Here is a 15,638-nt window from a genome sequence, read left to right as displayed (position 1 = left end):
GTTCATTGGCAAAGGGCCCCTTGGCGGGCCCTTTGTCGCAAGACCATCACCGTGTTTTTCGCTGTCTCGGGACCACTCTCTTAAAAAAGTAGTTTTCAAACCTCCCCCCAATCCCCTAGCATGATCAAAGCCCAGGACAACCGGACAGACATGATGCGAAAGAAACAGGACAACCCGCTTTTGACAGAGGTTGAACTCGAATTCATGACTGTTGTCTGGGAAACCGGCGGCGGCACGGTGCGCGATATCCTGGCCGAACTGAACAAAAGCCAGGAACGGGCCTACACATCGGTCGCGACTGTGCTGAAGATTATGGAACAAAAAGGGTTTCTGAGCAGCGAACGAGCTGACAGATCCTTGGTCTACCGTCCTGCGGTGCCCAAGGCGGATTATCAGAAAACCACTCTCAAGAACCTTTCGAGCAAGCTCTTCAACGGCGCCCCGGCGGCCCTCGTCGCCCGCCTGGTGGATGACGAGGATGTCACCGACGAGATGCTCGTGGAGATACGGGCCTTGCTGAATGAAAGGTTGGGGGACGATGAACGCTGAGAGTTTTCTGAACGCCTATATTGACCTGAATTTACTGCTCCTTGCCGGCACCGTTCTTTGGCTGGCGCTGCGGGCGATGCTGGCACGCAGTCGGCTGGGCCCGGCGTTTCGCCCACAGCTCAGGCTGCTGAACGGCATGACGCTTTTGCTGACGGTGTCACCGATACTGGTGGTTGCTCTGACCACCTATGTCGTCTCCCAGCCGCCCACCCTGTCGGACATGCTGGTGGCGCAGTATCTGCAGGGCAATGTCAACATGAGCGCCACACGGTTTGAGAGCATCCTTGGCCTGCGCGAAGATCTGGTGAGGGCGTTGATGGCGCAGACCAGCCTCTGGGCGCAGCTTGCGGTTGCCGCGCTCGTTGTCGGTGCCCTCCTTTCCCTCGCGCAGCTGGGCTTGGCCGTGCTGCGGCTGCGGTCGGGATTGCGACAGGCCTATATCTGGAAGCGGCTTGGCCGTATCGAAATCCGCATCAGCGACCGGAGCACAGTCGCCTTCTCCACGCGCGGCCTGTTTACCCGCTATGTTGTGCTGCCCTCCGCGCTGGTCACAAACCCATCGGATCTGCGGTTGAGCGTTGCCCATGAATTGCAGCATTTCCGCCAGTGGGATGTGGAATGCGAATTCCTGCTGGAGGCACTGCGCCCCTTCCTGTTCTGGAACCCCGCCTATCACCTCTGGCGTCGTGAAGTGCAGATGCTGCGGGAATTTGCCTGTGACCAGGCGCTGATGACGCGCGGGCAGCGGGATATCCGCGCCTATTGCGAATGTCTGATCCGGGCCTGCACCCTGGCGGCGCGGGATCCGATCCGCTTCGTGCAGCGCAGCCCCTCGGTCGCATTGGTAGATCGGCGCGAACTGCGCCGTGGGGCCACGCTGGCCCGGCGCATTGATGTGGTCACCGCAGCGCAGCAGCCCCAAGATCCCCATATGTTTGGCTGGATGCTGGTTTCGACGATGCTGGCGACCGGGGTGATTGCCACCGCGCTCCTGATGCAGCGGCCCGGCGACTGGAGCCATGACCGGATCATGTTGTCGACCATCGTCAATCTCGAGCGGATGGCCCACCGCAACGCTGTGACCGATACCAATCAGACGGCTGTCACTGCCTTGCAGGGTGGGTTCATGACGCTCACCAAATAACCCTGTTCGGTGGTTCACGACCTGCGACGGCTGTCAGAACTGCATCCATTTCTGCTGATCGAGACATCCTCTAGGGCGTACCGGTGAGTTTGCGCAGCTGCGGTGTCGATCCCGGAAAAACAAACACCCGATCACAAAAAATCGCCCGATCTGAAAATCAGACCGGGCGATTCTGTCTCATGTCTTGATGCGGTCAGCCGTAGGCTGAGTGAGCGCCAGCAGCCCCATCCGCCGCCCAGTCACCTGAGCCTGCGCTGGCTGCGCCATTGCCGAGCTGGAACCGCGAAACCACGCCGGTCAGCGCCTGTGCTTCATGTTGCAGCAGCTGGCTGGCGGCAGAGGCTTCCTCGGACATTGCGGCGTTTTGCTGAGTGGTGCCATCCAGACGCCCCATAGCGCCGTTGATGTTCTCCAACCCTTTGGATTGTTTCTGCACGCCATCTGCGATTTCAGTGATGAGGTCGGATACATTCGTGACCTTTTCGATGATCCCGCTGAGCGCATCCCCCGCACGCCCCACCATGGCCACCCCGTTTGCCACATGTTCCTCGCTTGCCGACGTCAGCCCCTTGATCTGCCCAGCAGCTTTGGAGGCCCGCATTGCGAGGGCACGCACCTCAGAGGCGACAACTGCAAAACCAGCACCGGCCTCACCGGCCCGTGCCGCCTCGACGCCTGCGTTCAGTGCCAGAAGATTGGTCTGGAAGGCGATATCGTCAATCATGTTGATAATCTGCGAAATCTGCTCGGAGGCATCCTGAATCTGGTCCATCGCCTGGACCGCAGACGTCACGATATGGTTGCTGTGTTCGGCCTCGTCGCGTGTACCGCGCATGGTCTCATCGACCTGCCCGGCCCGGTCGGCGGTCACTCGAATGCTATTGGTCAGGTCCTGCAGCGCTGCTGCGGTTTCCTCCAAAGTGCCGGCCTGCGCTTCGGTCCGATGCGCCATTTCCTCGGCGGAGGCGCGCTGCTCTTCGGAAAACTTGTCAACGTTATGAGCCGCATCCACCACCTCAGACAGTGAATCGCGCAGGTTGACCAGGCTGCGATTGAAATTCTCGCGCAGCGTTTCGTAGTGCTCCGCAAAAGGTTGTTGGATGTCGCAGGCCAGGTTGCCGCGCTGCAACTCGGCCAGGGCGCCGCTCATCTCCTCGACAACCGCAGCGGTCTGTTTTGCGGCTTCTTCTTCGCGCTCGGCGGCCTCATCCGCGATCAGCAGCTTGTCGCGGAACATATCCAGACTCCGGGCCAGATCGCCCAGCTCATCACCACGGCCACGACCGCTGATTTCACTTGCGTAATCTTCGGCAGCCAGCGCATTCGTAGCCTCGCGCAGCGCCAGAATCGGGCGGGTGACATGGCGTGCCGCGACGAAAGACACCACGATAGCAATCAGGACCGAAACCCCGATCATCAGCATCGCCACAAGCCGGATGTCGCGAACCTTTGCAAAAGCTGCCTGTTCTTCGGTCTGTAGCACCAAAGACCAGTCAAAGCCCGCAATGTCCAATGGCCGCACCATGGCAATGATGGGTTTACCAGAGATGGATGTGGCGCCCTCAAACAGACCGCTATCGCCCGCCGCGGCCGCCTTGGTTACGGCGTTCTCCGGCAGGGCATCGCCAATGGCAAACTCCCCTTCGATCACCGAAGTACTGCGTGCGGTGCCGTCGCTGCCAACCAGGAAGATGTTCTGATGCCCATCGACGTCCATGTTGGATGTCAGCGCGGCCACGACCGCAGCGCTTGAAATCTGAACCGCCATCACGCCGATGACTTCTTTTTTCTTGTTGAATACTGGCACCGCCATAAAGGCACCTGCACCGCCGCCGCCCGGCGCGTAGGTCGCAAAATCAGCGGTCACAACCTGACCTTCCTCGGCGTTGAGCGCTGCGCTGAACACTTTGCCTAGGCCGCTTTCGGCATTCTCGCCCGAACCGAATTGCTGAATGAAGTCTTCGCGTTTCTTTACCGAATACATCAGCTGGCCCGATGCGTTCAGAAGATAGAGATCCTCATAGCCGTTGACCTCCAGCGACTGCAGGAAAGTCGGGTGATAGGTCGCATGGGACTGGCTGTAATAGGAGCCATCGCCCGGATCGCTCAGCAGATGACGTTCGTTCGCCGCGTTGGGGTTTTCCTCGATGTAGTGACGCCGCAGGAACCCAACCGGCTCTTCTTCGATCATCGTGTAGACGCGGTCGAAGTTGCTGATGGCCCGGAATACCGTTGGCTGCGACGCGTTGATCGACAAGTCGCGGCGCGCGGCCTCCATCATGAAGCTCAACGCCTGCTCACCGGAACGGGCGGTGGTCGCTTTCGACGCATAAACGAAATCGCGAATGCTCTTCTCCGCCATCGAATAGACGAGGAATGAGACTGTCACCAGAAACGTTGCCGTCAAGGCCACCATAATCAGGGGCAATTTCAGCTTGAGCGAGAGTTTCGGGGCCTTGGGCATGACGCGCATGTCTCCTCTTAAAAGTGCCGATTCTGTCGCAAGGCGACCGAATAGCCTAAGAGATAGCCAGACAATTCCTTCTATTTCGTTCACGTTCGGTTTGCGAACAACTGTGGAAAAAACAACGCCGCGCCTTTCGGCACGGCGAAAACGACAATAGATGCAGACGGTTGTGTCAGAAGCGATCCGCTGCAAAGGCAGAGAGGTCGATGGCGGGCCGACGCGCCTCGACCAGATCCGCGACCAGCTCGGCCGTGGCCGCCGATTGTGTCAGGCCGACATGGCCATGGCCAAAGGCATAGATCACGCGCGTGTCACGGGTGGCGGTACCGATCACTGGCAGGCTATCGGGCAATGAGGGGCGATAACCCATCCACTGGGTGCCATTGGCCGTGTCCAGTTCGGGCATGAACTGCGCGGCCTTTGCCAGGAGCGTGTCCGCGCGTTTGAAGTTCGCAGGCAGTTTCAGCCCGCCCAGTTCGACCGCACCGCCGACACGGACTCCCCCGCGAATCCGGCTCACCACAAAGCCATGTCGGCTGAAGGTAATATGCGTGCGCAGATCAAAACACCCCGCCGGCAGGGTCGTATTATAGCCGCGCTCGGTTTCCAGCGGCAGCCGGTCCCCCAGCCTGCGTGCCAGGTGATGTGACCAGGCACCGGCGGCTATCACGACATGATCCGCCAAGAGCGGCTCGCCCTCGGTCATTATGCGAATGCCATCGTCGCCGGTCTCCAGATCGCGCACATCGCCCTTGCGAAACTGGCCACCGCGCGCTGTGAAGGCCTGAAACAGATGCTCAACCCAGGCCTTGGGGTCGCAGGTGTTCATCCAGTCGGGCGTAAACCCTGCATGGGTAAACCGGGAGCTGAGACCGGGTTGGATCTCGGCGATTTCATCCGAGCTGTGGAGCAGAGAAAACCGGATGCCGTGATCACGGCGCAGCTGCCAGCCGTATTGGCTGGCCACGAACTCGGCCTCGGATTCATATAGCTGCAGGGCGCCTTCGCGCTGGATCATCGCTTCGCCGCCGGTATCGGAGATCTGGCGTTCCGTCGCGGCCTTGGCAAGGTGCATCAGAGCGGCCTGGGCCTTTACCACGGCCTGATAACGATCCCGCCAGCTGGCCCGCCAGAAGCGGATCAACCAGGGCGTCAGCTGCAGCGCGTAGGCAGGCGGCACAGACAGCGGGCCAAGCGGATCAAGGAGCCAGCCCGGCGCCTTTTTCATGATGCCGGGCGTCGCAAGCGGCTCAACATCGGTGAAGGCAAAGGCCCCGGCGTTGCCAGCGGAGGTTTCCTCGGCCACGCCCTTGCGATCCAGCAGGACAACCTGCCCGCCGCTGGCTGCAAGCTCGCTTTGCAACCGCAGAGCCGTGCTGACACCCACGACACCTGCACCGATAACCACAACCGTCTTTGTCATCTGCCCCCCATTCGTGACTGTGGCGAGGCCCCCGCCCCGCCACCTGCTAACCGGCGTTACGCCAAGGTATAGGCAGTTTTGACTTTTGTATAAAAGTCTTTCGCATGGCTGCCCTGCTCGCGGGCGCCAAAACTGGACCCTTTGGTGCCGCCAAATGCAACGTGATAATCCACCCCGGCGGTCGGAAGATTCACCATCGCCATGCCGGCCTCGACATTGGCCTTGAAATGCGTCGCATATTTAAGCGATCCGGTGCAAATCCCTGCGCTGAGACCAAACGGTGTGTCATTGGCAACCATCAGCGCCTCGTCATAGTCGGCAACGCGAATAACCGATGCCAGCGGGCCAAAGACCTCTTCCTGATTGATGCGCATCTCGTTCGAGGTCTCGGTCACCAGAGCAGGCGAAAGATAAAATCCCTTGGTGCTGCGCTGAAGCGTCTGGCCTCCGAGCACCCGCCCGCCTTCGCTGGCGGCGACATCTATATAGTAAAGATCCTTCTCCAGCTGCCGCTCATCCACAACCGGACCAATCTGGGTCTCCTGATCCAGCGCATTGCCAACCCGAAGATCTGTCATCCGCTGGCCCAGAGCCGCGACAAAACGGTCGTGGATGCCTTCGGTCACGATCAGCCGCGAAGAGGCCGTGCAGCGCTGACCGGTGGAGAAGAACGCGCCATTGAGGCTGGCCTCGACCGCGGTCTCCAGATCGGCATCATCCAGCACCACCATTGGGTTTTTGCCACCCATTTCCAGCTGCAGCTTCTTGCGCTGCGCGCCGCAGGCAGCCGCGATGGCGCTGCCGGTCTCGACCGAACCGGTAAAGGAGACAGCATCAACATCACGGCTGTCCACAAGCCGCTGACCAACGGTGCTGCCGGTGCCAAAGACGATGTTGAAGACACCATCGGGCAGACCGGAGCGGTTGATGATCTCGGCCAGCGCATGGGCGCAACCCGGTGTCAGTTCGGCCGGTTTCAGAACAACCGCATTGCCATAGGCCAGTGCCGGGGCGACTTTCCAGGCCGGGATGGCGATGGGGAAGTTCCAGGGCGTGATGAGGCCGACAACCCCGACCGGAGAGCGGGTCACCTCGACACCGACGCCGGGGCGAACCGAGGCAAGTATCTCACCCGCCTGGCGCAGGGTTTCACCCGCGAAGAACTTGAAAATCTGCCCGGCCCGCGCCGCCTCGCCGATGCCTTCGGGCAGCGTCTTGCCTTCTTCGCGCGACAGCAGCCGACCCAGTTCGGCCTTGCGGGCCAGGATTTCGGTGCCGATGGCGTCCAATACATCAAATCGCTGTTGCGGCGTGCTGGCGGCCCAGCTCGGGGCGGCGGCCTTCGCCGCGGCAATCGCGCGATCCATGTCTTCGGCCTGGCTGTTGGCGGCGTAGCCCAACATGTCCTGCGTGTCGGACGGGTTGATATTGGCGCTGGCGGCGGCGGTCTCCGACCAGTCGCCGGCGATCAGGTTGCGATAGTCCATCAAAATACCTCTTGGGTGGTGATCCCCGCCCGATAGGGGTCTGCGGGATCAAAGTTCAAAACTGTGTCTCCGGTCACAAAGGCCGTGCCGGTTATGGTCGCAATCACTCCGCCGCTGGAGCCTCTGCGGTATTGCAGCGAATAGGTGCTGCCGATCACGCTTTCCTGAATCCAGGTCACGCCGGGCGCAAGATCGCCATCAGCAGCAAGGCAGGCCAGTTTCGCCGCCGAACCGGTGCCACAGGGCGAGCGGTCATAGGCTGTTCCCGGGCAAAGCACGAAGTTGCGTGCATGCCCTTCGGAGGTCAGCGGTGGCGCGACATACTCGACGTGGTCGATCATGGCGCCGTCGCGCCCGGTGATCCCCTGCTCGGCCAAGGCAAGCCGCAAGTCAACGGCCCGCGCGGTCAGCTGGTCGATATGGGCCAAAGTGAGCGGTGCCGGTGCATCGGAGGTCAGGAAGAACCAGTTTCCACCCCAGGCGATATCGCCCGTGACGGGGCCTTGATCTGGCACCTCGACCACGACGTTGGCGCGATAGCGGTAGCTCTCGACATTTTCGACAGCGGCGCGATTGGCGGACTGCAAATGGACGCCGACGGTCCCAACCGGCGTTTCGATATGGTGTCGGCCCAGATCAAGGCGCCCGAGATGATGCAGGCTCACTGCGGTTCCTATGGTGGCATGGCCACACATGCCCAAGGGCCCGACCGGGTTGAAATAGATGACACCGACGGCGCAGCCGGGATCTGTCGGCGGCACCAGCAGGGCACCAACGATGGCGTCGTGACCACGTGGCTCCGACAGCACCGATGTGCAAAAGCTCCGATGCTCGCGGAACAGGCGCTCGGCCCGCTCCGCCAGTGATCCACTGCCAAGGTCCGGCCCGCCCGAGAGGATCAGACGGGTCGGCTCTCCAGCGGTATGGCTGTCGATTACCCGCATAGCGCCGCAACATCGGGTTGCTGGCTCCAGTCGGCGTACCAGCTGCGGAAGAGGTCATATTGCGCTTCGACATAGGCTTTCTGGCTGGCGCTGAGCCGGTCGCTTTCGTTGAAGTGCAGCTGGTATTCGCTGTCGCCGTTCAGCACCATCAGGTGCTTGTAGTAGAGAACCAGATCCGCACCTTCGTCGAAGGAGGACAGCACCGCCAGTGCAGCTTCCAGTTCAAGCGCCTGCCGACGGGCTGTTGCATTGCCCTTGGCCGCCAACTGGCAAAGCGAAACAAGATGCAGCACCTCAGCAGGCAGCGCATTGCCGATTCCGGTGATCGCGCCCCCGGCCCCACAGTTCACATAGCCGTGGAACACGGTGGTATCGACGCCGATCATCAGGGTAACGCTGCTGTCCTGCGAGGTGATGTTCTCGGCTGCATACCGCAGGTCCTCAGCGCCGCCGAATTCCTTGAATCCGATCAGGTTCGGATGGTCACGACGCAGGTCAAAGAACAGATCAGCGCGCGTAGCGAACCCATAATAGGGGCTGTTGTAGATCACCGCAGGCAGCGTGGGTGCGGCAGAGAGCACGGCCGCGAAATGGTCGCGCTGCGCAGCCACGGAACTGCCGCGCGACAGAACGCGCGGGATCACCATCAGACCGGCGGCCCCGACCTCGGCGGCATGAGCGGCATGGGCAGCGGCCTGCGCCGTATTGACAGCGCCAGTACCGACGATAGTCGGCACGCCAGCGGCAACCAATCGGGCAACGCCTTCCATCCGCTCGGCATCGCTGATCAGTGGCCAGTCTCCCATCGATCCGCAATAGACCACCGCCGACATGCCCTTCGAAATCAGCTCCTGCCCCTTTTTGACCAGCGCATCGAAGTCCGGTCGGCGGTCGGCGGTGCAGGGGGTCATCAGGGCCGGGATACAGCCGGAGAATACGGGGTGTGTCATTGTTGGATCCTCTTCAATGGATATGAACCCGAGGGTGCTGGCTCTCGGCGCTATGCTTTATTGCATAATACATATTGGATCCAATATTCAATATGATATTTATCTGCACTTTCCCCGCAATGACGATCAAGGGTATAAACCGGACAAGGAGCGAAGATATGAAGTTGAAATCCGTTGATATATCCAAGACCGCGTCTGCCTCGACGATCGTCTTTGACGCCCTGCGCAAGGCGATTATCGAAGGAGACCTGAAGGAAGGTGAGCCGCTGCGGCAGGATGAGATTGCCCAGATGTTCAACACCAGCCGAATCCCCGTGCGCGAAGCGATTTCCAGACTTGAGGAACAGGGCCTGGTCAAAACCCAGCGCTACAAGGGCGCTGTCGTCTCAGGCCTGTCGGCGCAGGAAGCCAAGGAGATTTTCGATTTCCGAGCGGTTCTGGAATCGGAGGTGATCCGCCGTGCTGTCCCGCGGATGTCGCCTTTGGCGCTGGCCAATGCCAAGGCCTGCCTGGAAGCGTTCTCGCAGTCGGAAGATCCGATGACCTGGGGCGAGTTGAACCGGGATTTCCACTCCACACTCTATCGAGAGAGCGGGTTGCAATACCACATGGATGTGATCGACAATGCGATGGACCGCGTTGACAGCTACCTGAGGGCGCAGCTGGTGCTGACCAATGGTAACGAACGGGCCAATCGTGAGCACATCGCTATCTGGGAGGCCTGTGTTGCAGGCGACGCTGACCTTGCAGCGGCGCTCACACGTGACCACATCACCGGCTCCTGCGAAACGCTGCTGCAACGATTGGAGGATTTCGGCTAAGCGCCCGGAGCCGCCGCCGCAATCTCCCTTAAGACGTCTTGAGCGCCTTCTTGCGACGCCGCCGCTCGGATAAAATGAAGCCCAGCACCGACCAGGGATGCTTCAAGGCCGATTTGTCCAGTTTCCGCAACCCGCCCTTCAGATAGGTGCGGCGAAGTTGCCGTTCCTCAAGTCGGCTGCGGATGGCCTCGAGAATCGGGTCACCTTCGGTCAGACCGAAAACCTGCGCATCGGACAGGCGCTGGCGCAAAAGCGAAACCTCGCGGCCGACCTCTGCCAGACGTTTTTTTCGAAAAGCCTCGGCATCTGCGATGGATTGCTGCGTGCTGGTCTGCCCCATACCGACCCGATAGATGATAAGATCTTCGTCGATGAATGCGACGCGCCCCTCCAGCGCAGCACGGAACCCAAGCACAAGGTCCTCGTAGCAGTCTGCATATTGGATCGGACCATACTTGCGGAAGAGATCCTTGTGCCAGGCACAGGTCGCCCCAAGGAACAACTGCATTGAACAGGCCGCGGACATGGCATCGGTCCGGGTGTAGAATGTCGCCTTGGCATAGGTTCTGGGCATCGGTTTGCCGTCCAATGTCTCGACCTGGCCGTGCGAGAAGACCAGAAGCGGATCGTCACGCTCAAAGACTTCAATGGTCCGTGCCACGCGCCCCGGAAGAGAGATATCATCGCCGGACGCGGCAATGATGACATCACCTGTACTCAGGTTGAAGCATCGTTCGATATGTTTGTTGACGCCCAGGTTCTGCGGGTTCTTGTTAAGCACAACGGAATGTGGCCCGGAGTAATCGGCGACCAGCGCCTCCATCGCCTCAAAGGTGCCATCCTGCGAACAATCGTCCGACAGCAGAATCTCGATAGGATCGCAGTCTTGTGCCAGCACGGCCTCAACCGCCTCTTTCACATAGTCCCGCTGATTGTAGGTAAGAAGCACAACTGAGTAGCTGTATCTGTTCATTTCAACCCAATCCAACCTGCACGCACGCGCAGAAAATCCATTGCTGTTGCCCCTGCGGGTCTCAGGCCTGTCTGACCACCTGGACGCCGACGCCGTTAGACCACCAATACTGCAGTTTGCAAGAAGGAGCCATGCCCGACAGCTGCGGTTGCCCGTGTGCGCAGCCAATGAAACTGCCTGCCCGCTGGCACCGCAATCGAGTGATCCCGGCGGTCTTCTGGCGGTCACAGCCACGTAGGCCAAGTTCCGCAATGCAGGCGCGGCATGCGCCAATTCGATTGATCGGAGGTGACAATATGGTAGACAGCTGTCCCAATAGACCAGACTGGATCGCTCTTTTTCGATGATAGATCCGACGTTTGCTCCGATCAGCTGCCAAAGCCGGTCGTTGCCACAAGACCGGAGTACGGATTTGCCACTCAGCGATTGCAAATTTATTGACCTGCCCAAGATCGAAGACGCACGCGGCAACCTGACATTTGTCGAAGGGATGAACCACATCCCGTTTGATATCAAACGCGTCTATTACCTCTACGATGTGCCGGGCGGATCGGATCGCGGCGCGCATGCGCACAAGGGTCTGCACCAATTCATGATCGCGATGTCCGGCAGCTTTGACGTTGTTCTGGATGACGGGTTCGACAAGAAACGCTTTCATCTGAACCGCTCATATTTCGGCATCTACATCTGCCCGATGATGTGGCGATATCTCGATAACTTCTCCTCCGGTGCGGTCTGCATGGTGATGGCATCCGCGCCTTATGACGAAAGCGATTATATTCGCGACTACACCGACTTCCGGCAGGCTGTGGGGGCAACGTGATGCAGGTTCCGTTTCTCGATCTGAAAGCGGCCTATGATGAGCTGGCAGAGCGCAGCGAACCCCGGATGCTGGAGAGCCTGCGCTCCGGCTGGTATATCCTCGGCCCGGATGTTGCCGGGTTCGAGCAGGCGTTTGCCCGCTACTGCGGCGTCTCACATGCGCTTGGTGTTGCGAACGGGCTGGATGCCTTGCGCCTGGCACTTGTGGCGCTGGAAATCGGGCCGGGAGATCGGGTGCTGGTTCCCTCCAACACCTATATCGCCACCTGGCTGGCAGTATCGCAATGTGGCGCGATCCCGGTACCGGTGGAGCCTGATCCGGCAACCCATAATATCACGGCTGACGGCATACGCGCCGCCATGGTGCCCGGCGCCAAGGCGGTTATTCCCGTTCACCTATATGGCCAGCCCGCAGACATGACCGCGATCATGGCGGTTGCCCGTGAACTGGGGCTGAAGGTGATCGAGGACGCCGCGCAGGCGCATGGCGCGCGCTGGGACGGACGCTCCATCGGCGGAACCGGTGATATCGTCTGCTGGAGTTTTTATCCGGGAAAGAACCTCGGGGCATTGGGAGACGGCGGCGCGGTCACCACCAATGACGATGCACTGGCCGACCGGCTATCGCTGCTGCGAAATTACGGGTCTCACGAAAAATACCGCAATGAGGTTGCAGGGTTCAACAGCCGCCTCGATCCGGTTCAGGCCAGCTTCCTGACCGTGAAGCTGGCGGTGCTGGACGACTGGAACGCACGGCGGGCGCAGATCGCCGCGCGCTACCTGTCGGAATTGTGCGATCTTGGCATTGCGCTGCCCAATGTCGCGGCCAAGGCCGATCCCGTCTGGCATCTGTTTGTGGTGCGGCACCCGGACCGGGACCGGCTGGCGAAAGATCTGGCCGATGTCGGCGTCCAGACCCTGGTGCATTATCCGATCCCGCCACATGCGCAGGCGGCTTATGCTTCCTTGGGTCTGACGGATTCGATGCTGCCACTGGCAACGCAGCTGGCCCGGGAGGTGATCAGCCTGCCCATCGGCCCGCATCAAAGCCACGCGCAGACCGATCATGTGATCAGCTGCCTCAGGCGGCTGGCCTGACCCCTGCACCCCTGCCCAGGTCAGAGCATGGTGCCATCAGGGATTTATCGGCTGGAAAGCATTGTCGAGATGATCGACCACCTCAACCCTTGCCGGGCTGCGTAGGAGCTTTGCGTATTTGTATTTGAAGGCACCGCTGGACAGTTCCACAATCCGCCCGGCCACCCAGCCGGGGTCAAGCATGGTCGATGTGTCTTCCGTGGTGCCGTCCCAGAAATTCGTACGTATCGCTGACGGAGCGACGACCAGCACCTTGCCGATCCCCTCGCCGCGCACCAGCGCCGCCCCCAACATGCCAAGACCGGCCTTGGTCGCGCAGTAGGCAGGCATTTCGGCCTGCGGTTTACACTGTGAGCTTGAGGTGATCAGCATCAGTTTGAGCGGTCCGGATGCCTGCCGGACCAGTCGCTGGATCAGCATCATAGGCCCCAGCAATCCGACATTGGTCATCTGCGCAAGCGCGGCATCCTCTAGCGAGGCAATCGTCCCCTGCTGCAAAAAGCCCGCGCAATAGATCAGGGTCTGCACATCTCCGACCTGCCGCGCCAACCGATCCAGTTCCGTGATCAGATCGCTGGAATCCTCAGTCACCGAAAGTGCATGAAACCGTGCGCCGCTGAAGCCCGGATCGGCCCGTCCGGTGATGGTGACCCGGTGTCCCTCGGCAACGTAGTGCCGCGCCAGTGCTAGACCGACGCCAGAGCTTCCGCCGACAATCAGAATGTTCTTCTTCACAGTCACCTCGCCCCCGCATCCACGAGGCAACTGATAGCCCTGCCCAGGAGCATCCGCAACATCGCCTGCGACGCCGTCGCCGATCGACACAGAGGCAGGATTCAAGGCGGATCCCAGCCCGCAACCGCTTGCGATGAACATCTGCCGGAGCCGCGGAAACCATCGTCAGGCAGCGGCCAAATCCACGCTGGAGGCTGTACTCCCTGCCACTTGGAGCGGCGGTTTGGGCCCGATTTGGCCGTTTCAACTAAACTTTAAGCACCATCTTCTAATTTAGTCGCTCAGATCTGGACGACTCCAGCACCGGTACAAACAACGCGTCTTGCGTATTGTACAGTAACCCGAGGTGAAAATTGGTAACTAGAACAATCGAATCGTTTTACCTCGGAACGTTTTCCGATCTGGATCCAAACGAAGCCAACTTTGCATCTGAAAACTCCTCCATCCTGGTTGGCGCCACGTTCGGCAGCTCGGGCGCGCCGCTTTATGACAACATCGACAGCCTCACAGTAAACGACCTCAACAGTGACGGGCAGCTCCTTGAGAACGACAACGGACAAAGCGCCGATCAGCTGATCTATGGCGGAATATCCTCCGATATCGACAGCGCCATCGACTACAATGTCCTTGTCACCTATTCCGATGGCACAACGGCTACGACGCAGATGCTGATCCTGCAGGATACATCAGGTCGGGTGTTCCTTAGCCCCTACAGAGAGGGTGACCCTGCCAACAACGTTCTCGACGACAAGCCGATCGAATCCATTCAGCTCACGTCAGTCATCGGTGACAACTACTCCTTTGCCTTTGCCGACCTCGAACAGGATGCCTTTATCGACGGCACGGTCGACGGCACCGCAGGTAATGACAGCATCGGCGCCAGCTATATCGATGCCGACGGCACCCAGATGAACGCCTATGGCGGCGACGATACCGTGGATGCTGGAGCGGGCGACGATACAATCTATGCCGTAGCCGGCAACGACAGCATCGTCGCGGGCGCGGGCAACGATATCGTCTACGGCGGAAGCGGCAGCGATACCCTGATCGGCGGAGACGGCAAAGACACGATCTACGGCGGAACCGAGGCCGACCTGATGACTGGCGGCGCAGGCGACGACGTCTTTGTCACAGGTGCTGGCGATACAGCACAGGGCGGGACCGGCGACGATACCTTCTATAACTATGCACCAGAAGGCATAGGCGGCACGATCAGCATCATCGGTGGCGAAGGGGACGAAGACGGGAATGGCGACTGGCTACGACTGACGTTTGAGGACGGCGGCGCCTGGGAAAACGATCCGCTTACCGTCACGCTAACCAGTAGCGAGGCCGGTTCCGTGACCGGTGGCAGTTCGACCATCAATTTCTCCGAGATTGAATTCATCTCCACAGGCCTTGGAAACGACACCATCGACCTGTCGAGTGGCAGCACCGGTATGCGGATTGATGCCTCATCTGGGGATGACAGCGTGACCGGCGGCACCGGCGCCGACACAATTGATGGCGGTAGCGGCAACGACGTTCTGGGCGGCGGTGCCGGGGCCGACACAATCGATGGCGGTACAGGCGACGACGTGCTGGACGGCGGCGGCGGCGCCGACACAATCGATGGCGGCAGCGGCAATGATACGCTTCTGGCCAATTTCGGCGCCGACACCTTTATCGGAGGTGCCGGGATTGATACCTACGATATCGTCAATTCTGATGCGTCGTATGTCAACTTCAACATCGATCTCACGACCGGTACGGACCAGCACGGCAACACCTATAGCGGGATCGAGAACATTCTCGGCGGCACAGCCAATGACAGCCTGACAGGCGACGGCGCCAACAACCTGCTGGACGGCGGCGCGGGCGCGGACACGATTTCGGGCGGTACTGGCGCTGATAGCCTGTCAGGCGGGGACGATGCCGACACGTTTGTGGTCGAGGACGGCTTTGGCGCGGACACGATCATCGGCGGCGAAGGGGTCACCACCGGCACGGATTACGACACCATCGACCTGTCCGCCGTCACTATCCCGGTCACAGTAACCTTTACCGGTACCGGCGCGGGCACGATCAGCGACGGCACCAGTACGCTCACCTTCTCCGAAATCGAGCGCGTAATCCTGGGCGATTCAGCCGATGTGGTGGACGCCACCAACGACGCAGGCGGGATCGAGATTATCGCAGGCGGCGGCAACGACACCGTGACCGGCGGATCCGGGAACGATACAATC

Annotated in this window: 13 protein-coding genes; 6 read left to right on the top strand and 7 right to left on the bottom strand. The window is 60.3% G+C overall.

The window, feature by feature from the left end; all coding sequences use genetic code 11:
- The first annotated feature begins 153 nt into the window (after positions 1 to 153).
- Positions 154 to 549 carry a BlaI/MecI/CopY family transcriptional regulator gene (locus VWY34_RS06920; protein ID WP_340544494.1) on the top strand — a complete coding sequence of 132 codons (396 nt, stop codon included), beginning with the start codon at positions 154 to 156 and terminating at the stop codon, positions 547 to 549.
- Positions 539 to 1,693, top strand: coding sequence for a M56 family metallopeptidase (locus VWY34_RS06915; protein ID WP_416544787.1), 1,155 nt, complete (start codon positions 539 to 541; stop codon positions 1,691 to 1,693). The genes VWY34_RS06920 and VWY34_RS06915 overlap by 11 nt, the downstream gene beginning before the upstream one ends.
- Positions 1,694 to 1,886: 193 nt before the next feature.
- On the opposite strand, the gene VWY34_RS06910 is transcribed toward VWY34_RS06915, so the two are convergent.
- The 5 genes from VWY34_RS06910 to VWY34_RS06890 all read right to left on the bottom strand — a co-directional run bounded on the left by VWY34_RS06910 (position 1,887) and on the right by VWY34_RS06890 (position 8,964).
- Positions 1,887 to 4,166, bottom strand: coding sequence for a methyl-accepting chemotaxis protein (locus VWY34_RS06910; RefSeq protein WP_416544786.1), 2,280 nt, complete (start codon positions 4,164 to 4,166; stop codon positions 1,887 to 1,889).
- 166 nt (positions 4,167 to 4,332) lie between these two features.
- Positions 4,333 to 5,583: an NAD(P)/FAD-dependent oxidoreductase gene (locus VWY34_RS06905; protein WP_416544785.1), complete on the bottom strand. Its 1,251-nt coding sequence runs from the start codon at positions 5,581 to 5,583 to the stop codon at positions 4,333 to 4,335.
- A 56-nt stretch (positions 5,584 to 5,639) separates the two neighbouring features.
- A complete protein-coding gene (locus VWY34_RS06900) occupies positions 5,640 to 7,070 on the bottom strand; it encodes an aldehyde dehydrogenase family protein (protein WP_416544784.1) in 1,431 nt (476 codons plus the stop codon).
- Positions 7,070 to 8,014 carry a proline racemase family protein gene (locus VWY34_RS06895; protein ID WP_416540647.1) on the bottom strand — a complete coding sequence of 315 codons (945 nt, stop codon included), beginning with the start codon at positions 8,012 to 8,014 and terminating at the stop codon, positions 7,070 to 7,072. The genes VWY34_RS06900 and VWY34_RS06895 overlap by 1 nt, the downstream gene beginning before the upstream one ends.
- Positions 8,005 to 8,964 (bottom strand): dihydrodipicolinate synthase family protein, encoded by a 960-nt coding sequence (locus VWY34_RS06890; RefSeq protein WP_340544485.1) that lies wholly within the window; start codon positions 8,962 to 8,964, stop codon positions 8,005 to 8,007. Before VWY34_RS06890 ends, VWY34_RS06895 begins: the two co-directional genes overlap by 10 nt.
- 158 nt (positions 8,965 to 9,122) lie before the next feature.
- Between VWY34_RS06890 and VWY34_RS06885 the strand changes: the two genes are divergently transcribed.
- On the top strand, positions 9,123 to 9,785 hold the full coding sequence (locus tag VWY34_RS06885) for a GntR family transcriptional regulator (protein WP_340544483.1): 663 nt from the start codon (positions 9,123 to 9,125) through the stop codon (positions 9,783 to 9,785).
- A 28-nt stretch (positions 9,786 to 9,813) separates the two neighbouring features.
- On the opposite strand, the gene VWY34_RS06880 is transcribed toward VWY34_RS06885, so the two are convergent.
- Positions 9,814 to 10,758: a glycosyltransferase gene (locus VWY34_RS06880; RefSeq protein WP_416544783.1), complete on the bottom strand. Its 945-nt coding sequence runs from the start codon at positions 10,756 to 10,758 to the stop codon at positions 9,814 to 9,816.
- 412 nt (positions 10,759 to 11,170) lie between these two features.
- On the opposite strand from VWY34_RS06880, the gene VWY34_RS06875 reads away from it, so the two are divergent.
- Complete coding sequence (locus tag VWY34_RS06875) at positions 11,171 to 11,581, top strand: sugar 3,4-ketoisomerase (RefSeq protein WP_416535556.1); 411 nt, start codon at positions 11,171 to 11,173, stop codon at positions 11,579 to 11,581.
- Complete coding sequence (locus tag VWY34_RS06870) at positions 11,581 to 12,678, top strand: DegT/DnrJ/EryC1/StrS family aminotransferase (RefSeq protein WP_340544480.1); 1,098 nt, start codon at positions 11,581 to 11,583, stop codon at positions 12,676 to 12,678. Before VWY34_RS06875 ends, VWY34_RS06870 begins: the two co-directional genes overlap by 1 nt.
- A gap of 36 nt (positions 12,679 to 12,714) precedes the next feature.
- Here VWY34_RS06870 and VWY34_RS06865 read toward each other — a convergent pair whose 3' ends face one another.
- Positions 12,715 to 13,518 (bottom strand): SDR family NAD(P)-dependent oxidoreductase, encoded by an 804-nt coding sequence (locus VWY34_RS06865; protein ID WP_416544782.1) that lies wholly within the window; start codon positions 13,516 to 13,518, stop codon positions 12,715 to 12,717.
- Between the two features lie 248 nt (positions 13,519 to 13,766).
- Between VWY34_RS06865 and VWY34_RS06860 the strand changes: the two genes are divergently transcribed.
- A partial coding sequence (locus VWY34_RS06860; protein WP_416544781.1) for a calcium-binding protein occupies positions 13,767 to 15,638 on the top strand: 1,872 nt, incomplete at its 3' end.

The organism is Phaeobacter sp. JH20_02 (assembly GCF_048056915.1).
Classification (GTDB): domain Bacteria; phylum Pseudomonadota; class Alphaproteobacteria; order Rhodobacterales; family Rhodobacteraceae; genus Phaeobacter; species Phaeobacter bryozoorum.
The sequence above is the reverse complement of the archived record's forward strand: the minus strand, read 5'-3'. Positions and strand labels throughout refer to the sequence as shown.